The organism is Micromonospora sp. 067-2, from assembly GCF_046549295.1.
Classification (GTDB): Bacteria; Actinomycetota; Actinomycetes; order Mycobacteriales; family Micromonosporaceae; genus Micromonospora.
Genome location: NZ_JAJPWB010000010.1, coordinates 173,432 through 186,868 on the forward strand (window position 1 = coordinate 173,432; position 13,437 = coordinate 186,868).

Annotated in this window: 10 protein-coding genes; 5 read left to right on the forward strand and 5 right to left on the reverse strand. The window is 71.6% G+C overall.

Features of this window, described 5'->3' with window-relative positions; genetic code table 11:
* Positions 1 to 198 precede the first annotated feature (198 nt).
* Positions 199 to 912 carry an endonuclease/exonuclease/phosphatase family protein gene (locus ACLJN9_RS24150; protein ID WP_410814004.1) on the forward strand — a complete coding sequence of 238 codons (714 nt, stop codon included), beginning with the start codon at positions 199 to 201 and terminating at the stop codon, positions 910 to 912.
* A gap of 40 nt (positions 913 to 952) precedes the next feature.
* Here the strand turns inward: ACLJN9_RS24150 and ACLJN9_RS24155 are convergent, their stop codons facing one another.
* Entirely contained in the window at positions 953 to 2,479 is a 1,527-nt protein-coding gene (locus ACLJN9_RS24155) for a glycerol-3-phosphate dehydrogenase/oxidase (protein WP_410813805.1), read from the reverse strand.
* Positions 2,480 to 2,524: 45 nt separating this feature from the next.
* Here ACLJN9_RS24155 and ACLJN9_RS24160 point away from each other — a divergent pair, with 45 nt between their 5' ends.
* Positions 2,525 to 4,090, forward strand: coding sequence for an FAD-binding oxidoreductase (locus ACLJN9_RS24160; RefSeq protein WP_410813806.1), 1,566 nt, complete (start codon positions 2,525 to 2,527; stop codon positions 4,088 to 4,090).
* 1 nt (position 4,091) lies between these two features.
* Positions 4,092 to 4,970, forward strand: a complete 879-nt coding sequence (locus ACLJN9_RS24165; RefSeq protein WP_410813807.1) for a diacylglycerol/lipid kinase family protein — start codon at positions 4,092 to 4,094, stop codon at positions 4,968 to 4,970.
* Here the strand turns inward: ACLJN9_RS24165 and ACLJN9_RS24170 are convergent.
* The 4 genes from ACLJN9_RS24170 to ACLJN9_RS24185 all read right to left on the reverse strand — a co-directional run bounded on the left by ACLJN9_RS24170 (position 4,952) and on the right by ACLJN9_RS24185 (position 8,042).
* Positions 4,952 to 5,545, reverse strand: coding sequence for a TetR/AcrR family transcriptional regulator (locus ACLJN9_RS24170; RefSeq protein ID WP_410813808.1), 594 nt, complete (start codon positions 5,543 to 5,545; stop codon positions 4,952 to 4,954). The two genes, ACLJN9_RS24165 and ACLJN9_RS24170, sit on opposite strands and share 19 nt — an antisense overlap.
* Positions 5,546 to 5,557: 12 nt before the next feature.
* The gene (locus tag ACLJN9_RS24175) at positions 5,558 to 6,628 is read right to left on the reverse strand and encodes a fatty acid desaturase family protein (protein ID WP_410814005.1); all 1,071 of its coding nucleotides are present in this window, start codon (positions 6,626 to 6,628) and stop codon (positions 5,558 to 5,560) included.
* Positions 6,629 to 6,857: 229 nt separating this feature from the next.
* On the reverse strand, positions 6,858 to 7,766 hold the full coding sequence (locus ACLJN9_RS24180; protein ID WP_410813810.1) for a hypothetical protein: 909 nt from the start codon (positions 7,764 to 7,766) through the stop codon (positions 6,858 to 6,860).
* Between the two features lie 87 nt (positions 7,767 to 7,853).
* Positions 7,854 to 8,042: a ribonuclease gene (locus tag ACLJN9_RS24185; protein WP_410813811.1), complete on the reverse strand. Its 189-nt coding sequence runs from the start codon at positions 8,040 to 8,042 to the stop codon at positions 7,854 to 7,856.
* Positions 8,043 to 8,292: 250 nt separating this feature from the next.
* On the opposite strand from ACLJN9_RS24185, the gene ACLJN9_RS24190 reads away from it, so the two are divergent.
* Positions 8,293 to 11,178: a ricin-type beta-trefoil lectin domain protein gene (locus ACLJN9_RS24190; RefSeq protein ID WP_410813812.1), complete on the forward strand. Its 2,886-nt coding sequence runs from the start codon at positions 8,293 to 8,295 to the stop codon at positions 11,176 to 11,178.
* 110 nt (positions 11,179 to 11,288) lie between these two features.
* Positions 11,289 to 13,418, forward strand: a complete 2,130-nt coding sequence (locus ACLJN9_RS24195; protein ID WP_410813813.1) for a ThuA domain-containing protein — start codon at positions 11,289 to 11,291, stop codon at positions 13,416 to 13,418.
* Positions 13,419 to 13,437 lie beyond the last annotated feature (19 nt).

The following is a 13,437-nucleotide window of genomic DNA, read 5'->3' on the forward strand; positions in this document are numbered from 1 at the left end:
GCGCCAGTGATCACCCACCGGAGCATCGGTCGGGGTCGTCCCCTCTCGGGGGCGACCCCGACCGCCGGGCGTCGACGTCCGCGCCGGGCCTTGGCTGTCGTCTGCCTGATCGCCGCAGTCACGCTGCCCGCGGACTCGCCGGTGACCGGCTCGTCGGCGGCCGACACAGCCGCCTCCATGGTCGTGCGGGTGCTCCAGATGAATCTGTGCAACAGCGGCCGCGCCGCCTGCTACACGGGCCGGTCGGTGGCCGAAGCCGCCGAGGCCATCGGCGCGGAGAAACCGGATCTGGTCACCCTGAACGAGATCTGTCAGGACGACGTGACGACCCTCGAGCGGGCGTTCGCGCAGGTCCACACTGACGACAGGGCCGTGTCCGCCTTCAAGGCCGCCGGGGACCGCCCTTCCGGCGCCGCCACCCGATGCCGCAACGGCCAGCCGTACGGCATCGGACTGCTGACGCACCTCGCGGCAGCGCGCACGCGGCACACGGTGCACAGCGGGATCTATCCGATGCAGGATGTCACCGACCCCGAGGAGCGAGCCTGGCTCTGCGTCGACGTCCCCGGTGTGCTGCACGCCTGCACCACACACCTGGCGGCCACCAGCGTCACCGTCGCGCTCGCCCAGTGCGCTCACCTGGTCGACTCGGTGGCACCGATGATGCGCAGGAACACCGGGTACGCGCCGACCGTGCTGCTCGGGGATCTCAACCTCCGCCGCGGCGGCACCCCCGACGTGCGGTCCTGCGTGCCGTCGGGCTACCTGCGGATCGACGACGGCGCGCTGCAACACGTGATGGCGACGACCGACGCCAGGATCTGCTGCGGCCGGTCGGTCGGTATGCACGGCGCGACCGACCATCCGGGGCTGCTGGCCACACTCACGATCGGGGGAGGCGCACCGCCGTGACGGCACCCTCCTGGCTACGACCGAGGGTGGTGGGTGGAGCTCACCGCTCGGCGGCCAGGGTGAGGACGTCTCGCGCGGTCGGCAGTGCTGCCTCGCGGTGCGCCGGAACGAGACCGATCCGGGTACGTCGGTCGAGCAGGTCGTCGACGGTGAGGGCGAGTTCGTGCCGGGTGGCCCAGAGCAGTTCCGCGCCGGTGACGGGGATGTCGGGGCTGATCGGCTGGCGGAGCTCTGCGGGCGCCTCGGACAGGACGTCGACGGCCTCGGTGCCGTACCGGTGGATGAGCCGGCGTGGTGCGGGAACCAGGGCCAGCTGCGCCCTGCTCGCCGCGCCGGGCAGTGGGAGGCGGCGGGTGCGACACGGACCAGCGTGGAGGCCGCGCTGCCGGACGGCGGTGTCGACGGCGTCCTCGGCCATCCGACGGTAGGTGGTGAGCTTGCCGCCGACCACGCTGATGATCCCGTCGGGGTCGTCGATGACGGCGTGTCGGCGCGAGAGGTCGGCGGTTCGGCCGTCGGCGTCGTCGAGCAGCGGTCGCAGCCCGGCATAGGCACCGAGGACGTCGGAGGGTCGCAGGGGCCGGTCCAGGACGCTGTTGAGAACGTCGAGCAGGAACGCGATGTCGGCGTCGGTGGGTTGCGGCACGTCGGGGACACCTCCGTCCACCGGTTCGTCGGTGAGTCCGGCGTACACCAGGCCGTCGATCTGGGGCAGGGCGAAGACGTACCGTGTGAACTCGCCGGGGACCGGGATGGTCAGGCCCGCCCAGAGTCCGCCGAGGCGGGCGGCGGACAGGACGATGTGGGTTCCCCGGGAGGGCCGAAGGCGTACGTGCGGGGTCAGGCTGCTGGCCCACACGCCGGTGGCGTTGATGACCGCGCGGGCGGCGATGTCCATGCGTGTCCCGGTGCGGGTGTCCTCGATGGTGGCGCCCTCGCGGTGCAGGCTCACCGCCCGGCAGCGGGGCAGGATGCGGGCGGAGTGCGCCGCGGCCGCTCGCGCCAGGCCGACGACGAGTCGGGCGTCGTCGCAGAGCTGGCCGTCCCAGGACAGGTGTGCTCCCCTGAGACCCGACGGCCGCAGCGCGGGTGCGATCGCACCCGCCTCGGCCGAGCCGAGCCTGCGTGTGCCGGGAAGGGTCCGTCGGGACGTCCCGGCACAGGTCCGCAGCAGGTCTCCGGCCCGGAGGCCGGCGGCCGCGGCGCACGCCTGCCACCGACCGGTGTACGCCGTCGCGGGGAGCAGCATCGGCAGGGGGCGCGTCAGGTGCGGCGCGGTGCGGGTCAGCAGCAGGTGGCGTTCGGCGGCACTCTCGTAGGCGATGCCCACCTGACCGTGTGCGAGGTACCGCAGGCCACCGTGGATCAGTTTGGAGCTCCAGCGCGAGGTGCCGTTGGCCAGGTCGTGAGCGTCGACGGCGACGACTGACAGCCCACGGCTCGCGGCGTCGAGCGCCACCCCGGCGCCGGTGACGCCGAGCCCGACGACCAGGACGTCGACGCGAGCGCCGGCGACCAGTTCGGTGAGGTCCCGTTCCCGTCGGGCGACGGTCAGCGAGGTTTTCACACGCCTCCTTGCGATGCAGTGACGTTCAATGTCACTCTGTCACACATGAATCTCGAAGGGGAAGCCTCGACCGTGGGATGGGCCCGCTGGGGCGCCGGAACGAACGCGAAGACGCTGCCGGACACCGCTTCGACACTGCTGGCGCAGGTTCTCGATCTGGCACCCCCGCCGCCGGTCGTACCGCTGGCCGAGGTGGCCGTAGCGGACTGTGCGCTGGACGGTGCGGTCCTCGGCGCGCTGCGGCGGGCGCTGGGACCCGACAACGTGCTCACCACCCGGGTCGCACGGGCACGACACGGCTCGGGCATGTCCACACCGGATCTGCTCCGTCACCGGCAGGGCCGGGTGCCGGCCGCCCCGCAGGCGGTGCTGCGACCGGGCGACCACGCCGAGGTACTGTCCATCCTCGACATCTGTTCCCGGTTCGGCGTGGCCGTCGTCCCGTTCGGCGGTGGCACCTCGGTCGTGGGCGGGCTGACGCCGTCGGCGACGCGTCACGTCGCCGTGGATCTGGGCCGGTTGAACGGCCTCGTCGCCGTCGACCCCCTGTCGCGGACCGCCACGCTGCAGGCAGGGCTCCGCGCTCCCCGGGCCGCCGAACTGCTCGCCGAGCACGGGTTCACCATGGGCCACGTTCCCCAGTCCTACGAATACGCCACCATCGGCGGCTTCGCCGCCACCCGCTCGTCCGGCCAGGCATCGGCCGGCTACGGCCGCTTCGACGACATGGTCACGGCACTGACGATCGCCACGCCCCGAGGCACCATCCGGACCGGCCGCGCCCCCGCCTCGGCCGCCGGTCCCGACCTGCGGCACCTGTTCCTGGGCAGCGAGGGAACCCTCGGCGTCATCACCGACGTGACCGTCCGGATCCGACCCCTGCCGGCGCGGTCGCACTACGAGGGCTGGCGGTTCGCGTCGTTCGCCGACGGCCTGCACGCCGTGCGGTCGCTGGCACAGGACGGGCCACGGCCCACGGTGCTGCGGCTGTCCGACGAGGCCGAGACCATGATCGGGGCCACCGGATCCGGACGCTCCGACGGCGGCTGCCAGCTGATCGCCGGGTACGAGGGCGCCGACGTGCGCCCCACCGTCGAAGCGGCCGCCGCCGTGCTGGCCGCGCACGGTGGCGTGCCGTTGGGCGAAGAGTCGGGTCGACAGTGGGCGCGGCACCGCTTCGACGCCCCGTACCTGCGCGACGCGCTGCTCGACGCGGGAGCGTTCGCGGAGACCGTGGAGACCGCGGCCTACTGGTCGGCGCTGCCGGAGGTGCACGACCGGGTCCGGCAGGCCATCCTCGGGGCGTTGCCGGATGCGGCGCTGGTACTGGCACACGTCTCCCACGTCTACGAGACCGGGGCCTCCCTGTACTTCACGGTGATCTGCTCCCCCGGGTCGGATCCGATCGAACGCTGGCGCAGGGCGAAGGCCGCGGCCAGCGACGCGATCGCCGCGGCGGGTGCCACGATCAGCCACCACCACGGTGTCGGCACCGATCACCGAGCCTGGTACGCCGCCGAGATCGGCGACGTCGCCGTGGACCTGCTCCGGGCGGTCAAGCAGCAGCTGGACCCGGCCGGCATTCTCAACCCCGGCATCCTGGTGCCGTGAGGTGCGGTCCTTCGTCGTGATCCTCGGGCCCACCGCCCGCCGGGGACTGTCCCGTCTGATGCCGGTGGCCCACCTGCTCCGTGCCGCCGACGCCCGGATACGGGTCGAGTACACGCAGACAGCCCAGCAGGCCCGCCGGTGCGCCACCGCGGCGGTGTCCGACGGTGAGGTCGTCGTTGCCGCGGGGGGCGACGGCACGATCCGGCTGCTCGCCGGCGCGGTCGCCGACACCGGCGGCCTCCTCGGCGTCATTCCCGCCGGTCGCGGCAACGACCTCGCCCGCCAGCTCGGCCTGCCGCACTCCCCTGCGGCGGTCGCGGACCTGCTGCTGCACGGATCGCCACGGCACCTCGACGTGCTGCGCGTCGCGGGGCGGACCATCGTCGGCAGCGTCTACGTCGGCGTCGACGCGGTGGCCAACGAACTGGCCAACCGGTCGCGTCTGCCCGCGCCGCTCGTGTATCCCGCCGCCGGGCTACGGGCGCTGCTGCGCTGGCCGCGCACCCGGTACACCATCACCGTCGACGGCCGCACCGAGCAGCGGCACGCCTACACGGTGGTGGTCGCCAACTGCGGCTACTACGGCGGGGGCCTGCACGTCGCTCCGGCGGCGCAGCCCGACGACGGGACCCTCGACGTCGTGGTGATCGGCCACGCCCCGAAGCTGCTGTTCCCGGTGGTGCTGCGCCAGATGCGCACCGGCCGGCACGTACGACGCGGGCATGTCGTCTCCTACCGTGGCACGTCGGTCACGGTCGGCGCCAACCGTCCGATGACCGTGTACGGCGACGGCGACCCGGTCGGTCGGACCGACGAGGTACGCGTCGAGATCCGTCCGCGGGCGCTGCGGGTGATCGCCGGTCAGTCCGGTCGCAGGTAGCCGTCGACCAATCGGGCCAGCTCCCGGTCGAACTCGGCCAACGGCACGTCGTCGGCGACCGTGCGGACCGACAGCACGAAGGACTGCGTGGTCAGGAAGACCGCGCGGGCCATCAGATCGGGCCCGCCGGGCCGAATCGAGCCGTCGTCGTGTCCGTCGGCCAGCGCCGCCGCGAGGAACTGCACCATCTCGTCCTGACCGGCGCCCCGCCGGTCGAGAAGGTACGGCAGCAGCACCTCCGGATCGACGTCACGGATCTTGCACAGCAGCGGATGGTCCCGTAACTCCCGTGCCACCGCCACCACCCGCGACACCAGGCGGGACCGCGCCGAGCCGCCTGTCTCGGTGCCCGCCGCGGCCACCAGCACCCGATGCCACTCCCGGTTCATCAGGTCGCCGATCAGGGACTGGACGTCCGGCCAGCGCCGGTAGACGGTCATCCGTGACACGCCGGCTCGTCGCGCCACATCCGTCATCGTGGTACGCCGCACGCCGTAGGCCAGCACACAGTCACGGGCAGCGTCGAGGACCGCGTCGTCGACGCTGCGCTCGCTGGACTGGCTCACCTGCACCACGCGGATTGTCTATCACAGGCGCCGGGTGGTCTCGTCGCGTCCGCTCCGTCCGGCCGGCTGTGGCTCGGATTGCCCGATGTCGCGCAGGTGACGCAACCCCTCGGCCCAGGAGCGAGCAAGGCTGGTCTCGTGGTAGCCGATGTTCTTCTCGGCGCAGTACCGCTGGATCAGGGGCCGGGCCCGGCGCAGACTGGGGCACGGCATGCTCGGGAACAGGTGGTGCTCGATCTGGTAGTTCAACCCACCGAGTACGGCGTCGAGCAACCTCCCGCCTCGGACGTTGCGGGAGGTGACCACCTGTCGCCGCAGGTAGTCGAGGTTGTCGTCGGCGTCGAGGATCGGCATGCCCTTGTGGTTGGGGGCGAAGGAGCAGCCGAGATAGAGACCCAGCAGTCCCTGGTTGACGACGATGAACGCGACCGCCTGCGCGGGGCTCAGGACCAGGAACACGGCGGCGAGGTAGCCGCCCAGGTGCAGGGCCAGCAGCCCGGCTTCAACCCCTCGACGGGCGAGCCGACGCGGGCCGAGAACGGCTCCCAGGCTGATGGCGTGCAGGTGCAGACCTTCCAGCAGGAGCAGCGGGAAGAAGAGGTACGCCTGGTGACGCACGATCAGCGCGCCCACGCCGCGCTGTCGCCGAGCCTGTGCCGTGGTGAACGACAGGGGCGCCACGGTGATGTCCGGGTCCTTACCCTCGGTGTTCGGGTGGGCGTGGTGCCGGTTGTGCTTGTCCACCCACCAGCCGTAGCTGATCCCGGTGAGAAGGTTGGCGTGCACGATGCCGATCAGGTCGTTCACCCGACGCGAGCGGGCGATCTGCCGGTGGCCGGCGTCGTGGCCGACGAACCCGGCCTGCGCGATGACCACGGCGAGGGCCGCCGCCACTGCGAGCTGCCACCAGGATTGGCCCAGCCGGACGAAGATGACCCCCAGGCCGGCGAGGGCGCCGACGACGAGGCCGATCCGCAGCGCGTAGTAGCCGGGACGCCGCTCGAGCAGACCCGCGGCACGGACCTGCCGGGAAAGCTCGGCGTAGTCACTGCCCCGGTGGCGGTCGGTGCCAAGACTGATGTCGCTCACGATGTGGCTCCCGCTGGTCCCTGGCCGCCGGATCTCTTCAGCGGCGTCGGCGCGACCAGCCGGGCAGGCGGGCCGTGAGCCGTTGACGCTTCCCCTGCGTTCGGCCGACTCGCGGCGGCCCCGCTGATGAGATTACGCGTCGGAGGGGCGGTGAGCAGGACCTCGCGGCGTTTCAGGTCGACTGGCTGTCCACCGCGCGCTGGTGATCATCGCCCCCGCCCGCGCCGGGCTTTCAGCGCGCGGCGCTACCCGGCCGACCGGGGCCGGACGCGGCACGCCGGTGACCGAGGCGTGGAGCGCGTACCACCGGCGAGGCACCGGACCCCGGGCGGAAGTCCCGCGCCGCGCTGGCCACCATCTCGTCGGGATCCTGCTCGAGGGCCTGCCGGATGTGCGCCGGGACGACCTCGGACCTGGCCACCGCCAGCCGGACCTGCACCGAGCGGTCGTCGACCAGCCGCTCCAGATCCGACTCGTCCAGCTCGAGTGCACGGACCAGCGCGGCACGGACGTCGACCACCGGGTCCTGGGCGAGGGCGCTGCGCTGCGCCGCGGTGGTCCGCGGGTTGCGGGCGACCCCCTTGCGGACGCGGACGGTGCGATCGGCCATCAGCGCGGTGATCACCTCGGGGTCGTGGGTGTGGGTGGCGAGTCGTTCGCGTACCTCGGGTGAGATGTCGTCGATCAGCCTGGCGGCGAGGTCGGGCTCGATGGCCCGCATCTCGGCCAGCAGGCCCCGGAGTTCCTTGTCGGGTGCCGCCGCCATCAACCGGCGGACCGACTCGTCGCAGGCCGGGTTGCTGGCGACCGCCCAGCGGACCCAGCGGTCGGCGTCCTTGACCAGGCGCACGAGATTGGCGATCGAGGTCGAGGGGTTCTTCGCCACGGCCTCCCGGACCTGGCGGTCGGCATCGCGGGTCAGCGGTCGCAGTGCCTGCGCCGGTGCGTCGGCCCGGGCTGCGACCGCCCGACGGACCAGGGGCGACCGATCGGACGACAGATCAATGAGGGTCATCTGTGGCGTCGCGGGGTCCTGCGCGAGGGCGAGCCGCGCGTCGGGCTCGGCGCCGATCTCGCGGTAGTCGGCGGAACCTGACCCGGTGTGACGGTCGGGCCCGCCGACGTCCTGCTGCTTCCCCATGGGCGCAATCATGTCACGAGCAGTGACAGCAGCCGGGGCGCACCAACGCCGTGGACCTCCGGCGTCGCCAGAGTGGGAGGCCCGGGTCTACTGCTCCGGGATTCCCGGGCCGACCTCGCCCTGCCTCAGCTGCTCGGCGTTGCGGTCGGCCTCACTGTCGGCGTGCTCGGCGCCGGCGCCCGGGTCTGCCGTGGAATGTCCCTCGGCGTCCTGATACACCTCTCCTCTCTCGAGTGCCCGCTCCTGCTGCTGTCGACTCTGCTCAGGCGTGGTCATGACCGCCCAGATACCCCACGCCCGTGGAAGGCAAACGGTCCCGTGGGATTGACCCGGCCAGATGTCCGATGTTAACTGCTTGTCAAAGATCTGGGTCGATGTCCAACGGGCCGTCGCACGAGCCGGCCATGGTGGACCCGCCTCCGATCCATCTCGACGTCGCCCGCGTTTCGGCGGACAAGGGCAGACCGGGGCAGGTCCCGGGGCGCGAGACACCATTCGCACGGACGATCCAGAGGAGATCGCGTCGATGAAGGTGACACCGCCGATTCGTAGACCACGCCCGCGCATCGTCGCGGCCGTCGTCCTGGCCACCCTCGCCAGTCTGCTGCCGACCCTGGTGGGGGTCACCACCGCCGCACCGCCCGCGGTGGCGGCACCGCCCCCGACCAACCAGTTCGAGAAGGTCAAGCTCGACGGCGGGCTCTCGATGGGAGAGCCGATCGAGCTGTCCGTCCTACCCGACGGCAAGGTTCTCTACATCAACCGGGGCACCAGTTCCGGCGGCGGCCAGGTCCGCCTCTACAACCCGGCCACCCGCAGCACCACCGTCGCGCTGACCCTCCAGCTCGACGCGCGGTTCGAGGACGGGCTGATCGGCATCACCCTGCACCCGAGGTTCGCCTCGAACCGCTGGGTGTACCTGTTCTACTCCCCGGTCGCGACGCCGCTGGTCAACCGCATCTCACGGTTCACGTTCAACCCGACCACGCTGGTCCTCGACGCGGCGAGCGAGACGAAACTCGTCGAGTGGCCGACCGAACGGCGGTTGTGCTGCCACTCGGCCGGTTCGATGACCTGGGACACCAACGAGAACCTCTACTTCGCCGTCGGCGACAACACCAACTCCGGCGGCGACTCGGCGGGCATGGCGCCGATCGACGAGCGGACCAGCCGCGACGCGCAGTACGACGCGCAGCGGACCTCGGGCAACACCAACGACCTGCGCGGAAAGATCAACCGCATCCACCCGGAGGACAACGGCACGTACACCATTCCCACGGGCAACCTCTACGCGCCGGGCACCAGCGGCACCCGCCCCGAGGTCTACGTCATGGGTGTGCGAAACCCGTACCGGGTCTGGGTCGACAAGGCGAACTCCAACACCCTCTACTGGGGCGAGGTCGGGCCGGACGCGGGCGCGACCATCGCCAACCGGGGGCCGGCGGCGTACGACGAGTGGAACCGCGCGACCGCGCCGGGCAACCACGGCTGGCCGTACTGCGGCGGGCCCAACGTCGCCTACAACGACTGGGACTTCGCCGCCAACGCGCCGCGCGGCTGGTTTCCGTGCGGCGGCAGCACCGGCCCGGTGAACAACTCGCCGCGCAACACCGGGCTGCAGCAGTTGCCGCCGACCAGGGGCGCCCTGGTCTGGGAGCAGCACGGCGGCAGCCGCGAGTGGCCGGCCCTGGACAGCCCGGGTGGCTGTGGCTCACCCAACCACGCCGAGGTCTACCACTACGACCCGAACCTCACCTCGGACGTCAAGTGGCCGCAGTACTACGACAACAAACTGATCATCACGGAGTACTGCCGGAACTGGGTCAAGGAGGTCCAGTTCGACAACGGCAACGCGCGTACCGGCAATCCGACGGTCATCGAGCCCGTGCTGGCCGGCATGTCGTTCGTCCACCCCATCGACATGGAGTTCGGCCCGGACGGGTCGCTCTACCTGCTGGAGTACGGCAACGGCTACTTCTCCGGTGACGCCGCCGCCGGGCTCTACAAGATCAACTATGTGGCCGGCGGCCGGTCCCCCACCGCGGTCGCCTCGGCCACCCCGGACAACGGCCTCAGCCCCCTGACGGTCAGCTTCTCCAGCGCCGGCAGCACCGACCCGGACGGCGACCCGCTGACCTACGCCTGGGACTTCGACAGCAACGGCACGGTCGACTCCACCGCAGCGAACCCCACCTACACGTACGCCAGCAACGGGGACAAGCGGGCCCGGCTGACCGTGTCCGACGGGACCGGCCGGTCGGGCACCACTCAGGTGGCCGTCGTGGTGGGCAACAACCGGCCCACCGTCTCCCTCAACGGCATCCCCAACGGCGGGTTGTTCTCCTGGGACGAGAACCTGAGCGCCACCGCCACCGCCAGTGACGCGCAGGACGGCGCGATCCCGTGCGGCAACGTGGTGATCCGGGCTGCCCTGGGCCACCAGGAACACGCTCACGAGGAGGGTCAGGGCACCGGCTGTGGCTTCACCGTCAACACCGGGCCGGTGCACGCCGGGCCGGACTCGGTGCTCTTCTTCCTGCTGCGGGCCGGCTACACCGACCGGGGCGCCGCCGGCTCGGTGCCGCTGACCGCGGAGAAGGACGTCAACCTCTGGCCCAAACAGTGGCAGGCCGAGCACTACGTCTCCCTGCACGGACCCCAGGTGATCAACGCGAGCGGCGCCGAGGGTGGCCGGCGGCTCGGCGACGTCCAGAACGGTGAGTACGTCCGGCACCACGCGGTAAGCCTGAAGGGGATCACCGGCGTCCGGGCCCGGGTCTCGTCGGACAAGGCCGGCAACGTCGTCTCGTTCCGGTACGACTCGCCGACCGGCCCCGAAGTCGCCCGGCTCACCGTGCCCAACACCGGCGGTTGGGACACCTACACCGAGGTCAGCGCCACGGTCACCAAGCCCGACGACAACACCCACGACCTCTACGTCGTCTTTACGGGCAGCACCGGCGGCGCCCTGCTCGACCTGGACAGCTACACCTTCACCGGCGCCGGGGTGAGCACCCCGACCGGCGGTACCCGCACCGGCCCGATCCGGGGCATGGGCAAGTGCGTCGACGTCAACGCCGGCGGCACCACCGACGGCACCCGAATCCAGATCTGGGACTGCATCACCGGGGCGACCAACCAGCAGTGGACACTTCCCGGCGACGGCACCATCCGTAGCCTCGGCAAGTGCCTGGACGTCCAGTCCAGTGGCACGACCAACGGCACGCCGATCCACCTGTGGACCTGTAACGGCACCGGTGCGCAGCAGTGGGTGTCCGGTCCCAACGGCAGTCTGCGCAACCCGCAGGCCAACCGATGCCTCGACATCCCCTCCTCCATCACCACCAACGGGCGGCAGTTGCAGATCTACGACTGCAACGGCACCGCTGCGCAGAACTGGACACTGCCCTGACCCGACCGTTTCCACCCGCCGGCACCTCGGGGTGCCGGCGCCGGACGAGCACCCGGGGGCCGTCGCACCGACCGACGGCCCCCACGCCCAACCTCGATCAGGGAGTTCCCATGCGCAGACGCGCCATCACCGCCACGGTTGCCGCCGTGGTCGCCGGGCTCGTCGTCACCGCCGGTGCGGCGACGACGATTCCGGGCCCGGCCGAAGCCGCACCGCTGACCAAGGTGCTGGTCTTCTCCAAGACCGCCGGTTTCCGTCACTCCGCCATCCCGCAGGGCATCAGCGCGATCCAGCAGCTCGGGGCGGCCAACGCCTTCACCGTCACCGCCACCGAGGACGCGGCGGCGTTCACGTCCGCCAACCTCGCCCAGTACCAGGCGGTTGTCTTCCTCAACACCACGGGTGACGTGCTCGACGCCAACCAGCAGAGCGCCTTCGAGGCGTACATGGCCGCCGGTGGGGGTTTCGCGGGGGTGCACGCCGCCGCGGACACCGAGTACGACTGGCCGTGGTACGGCGGTCTGGTCGGCGGCTACTTCGCCTCGCATCCGGCACCCCAGCAGGCCACCATCCGGGTCGAGGACCGGGCCAACGCCTCCACCGCGCACCTGCCGTCGACGTGGACGCGCACCGACGAGTGGTACAACTACCGGACCAACCCCCGCTCGGCGGTCAAGGTGCTGGCCAGCCTCGACGAGTCGTCGTACAGCGGCGGTTCGATGGGTGGCGACCACCCGATCACCTGGTGCCACAGCTACGGCGGCGGACGGGCCTGGTACACCGGTCTCGGTCACACCGAGGAGAGCTACAGCGACCCGAACTTCACCCGGATGCTGCTCGGCGGGATCCGGGTGGCGGCCGGCGCGGTGGCGGCCGACTGCCGGCCGGAGCCCGGCTACACGCCGATCTTCGATGGCACCCAGGCCAGTCTCGCCCAGTGGCGGCAGGCCGGCCCGGGCGGCTTCACCCTGGCCGACGGAACGCTCTCGTCGTACGGGGGGATGGGGTTGCTCTGGTATCCGGTGCGGGCCTTCGGCAACTACTCGCTCAAGGTCGACTGGATGATGCCCGGCGACGACAACGGCGGGGTCTTTGTCGGCTTCCCCGACCCGCAGGGTGACCCGTGGGGCCCGGTCAGCGCCGGCCACGAGATCCAGATCGACGCCACCGACGCCGATCCGTCGCGCACCACCGGGAGCGTGTACAGCTTCCAGGCCCCGAACCAGGCCGCCCGCGCCGCGGCCCTCAACCCGCCCGGCTCCTGGAACACCTACGAGATCGGCGTGCACGGCCAGCGGGTCGAGATCTGGCTCAACGGCGTGAAGATCAACGACTACGTCAGCAGTCGGGCCATCGCCAGCGGCTACGTCGGGTTGCAGAACGACGGCGCCGGGCGCGACATCAACTACCGCAACGTGCGGGTCAGGACCGACGGGCCGAGTGAGCCGCCCGCCGCCGACCTGGCCCGAGGTCGACCGGTGACCGCGTCCAGTGTGGAGCCGGGAAGCGCGCACGTGGCGGCCAACGCGGTGGACGGCAACGCGGGCACCCGGTGGGGCAGCGCCTACGCCGACCCGCAGTGGATCTCGGTCGACCTCGGCGCCACGTACGCGGTCAACCGGGTCCGGCTGGGCTGGGAGACGGCGTACGCGCGGGCGTACCAGGTGCAGGTGTCGCCGGACAACGCGACCTGGTCGCCGGTGTACACCACGACCACCTCCGACGGCGGCGTCGACGACCTCACGGTGAACGGCACCGGCCGCTACCTGCGGGTCTACGGCACCCAGCGGGCCACCCAGTGGGGCTACTCGCTGTGGGACCTCAACGTCTACGGCACCCCCGTCGGCGCAACCCTGCTCTCCCGGGGCAGGCCGGTGACGGCGTCCAGCGTCGAGCCCGGCAGCGGGCACCTGGCGGGCAACGCGGCCGACGGCAACCCGGCAACCCGATGGGGCAGCGCGTATGCCGACCCTCAGTGGATCTCCGTGGACCTGGGCGCGACCCGCACGCTCAACCGGGTCCGGCTGACCTGGGAGGCGGCGTACGCGCGGTCGTACGAGGTTCAGGTGTCGCCGGACAACGCCACCTGGTCGCCGGTGCACTCCACGACCACCGGCGACGGTGGCGTCGACGACATCCCGATCTCGGCCACCGGCCGCTACCTGCGCGTGCTCGGCACCCAACGCGCCCTGCCCGCGTACGGCTACTCGCTCTGGGAGCTGGAGGTCCTCGGCAGCTGATCCCCGCCCTGTCAACCCC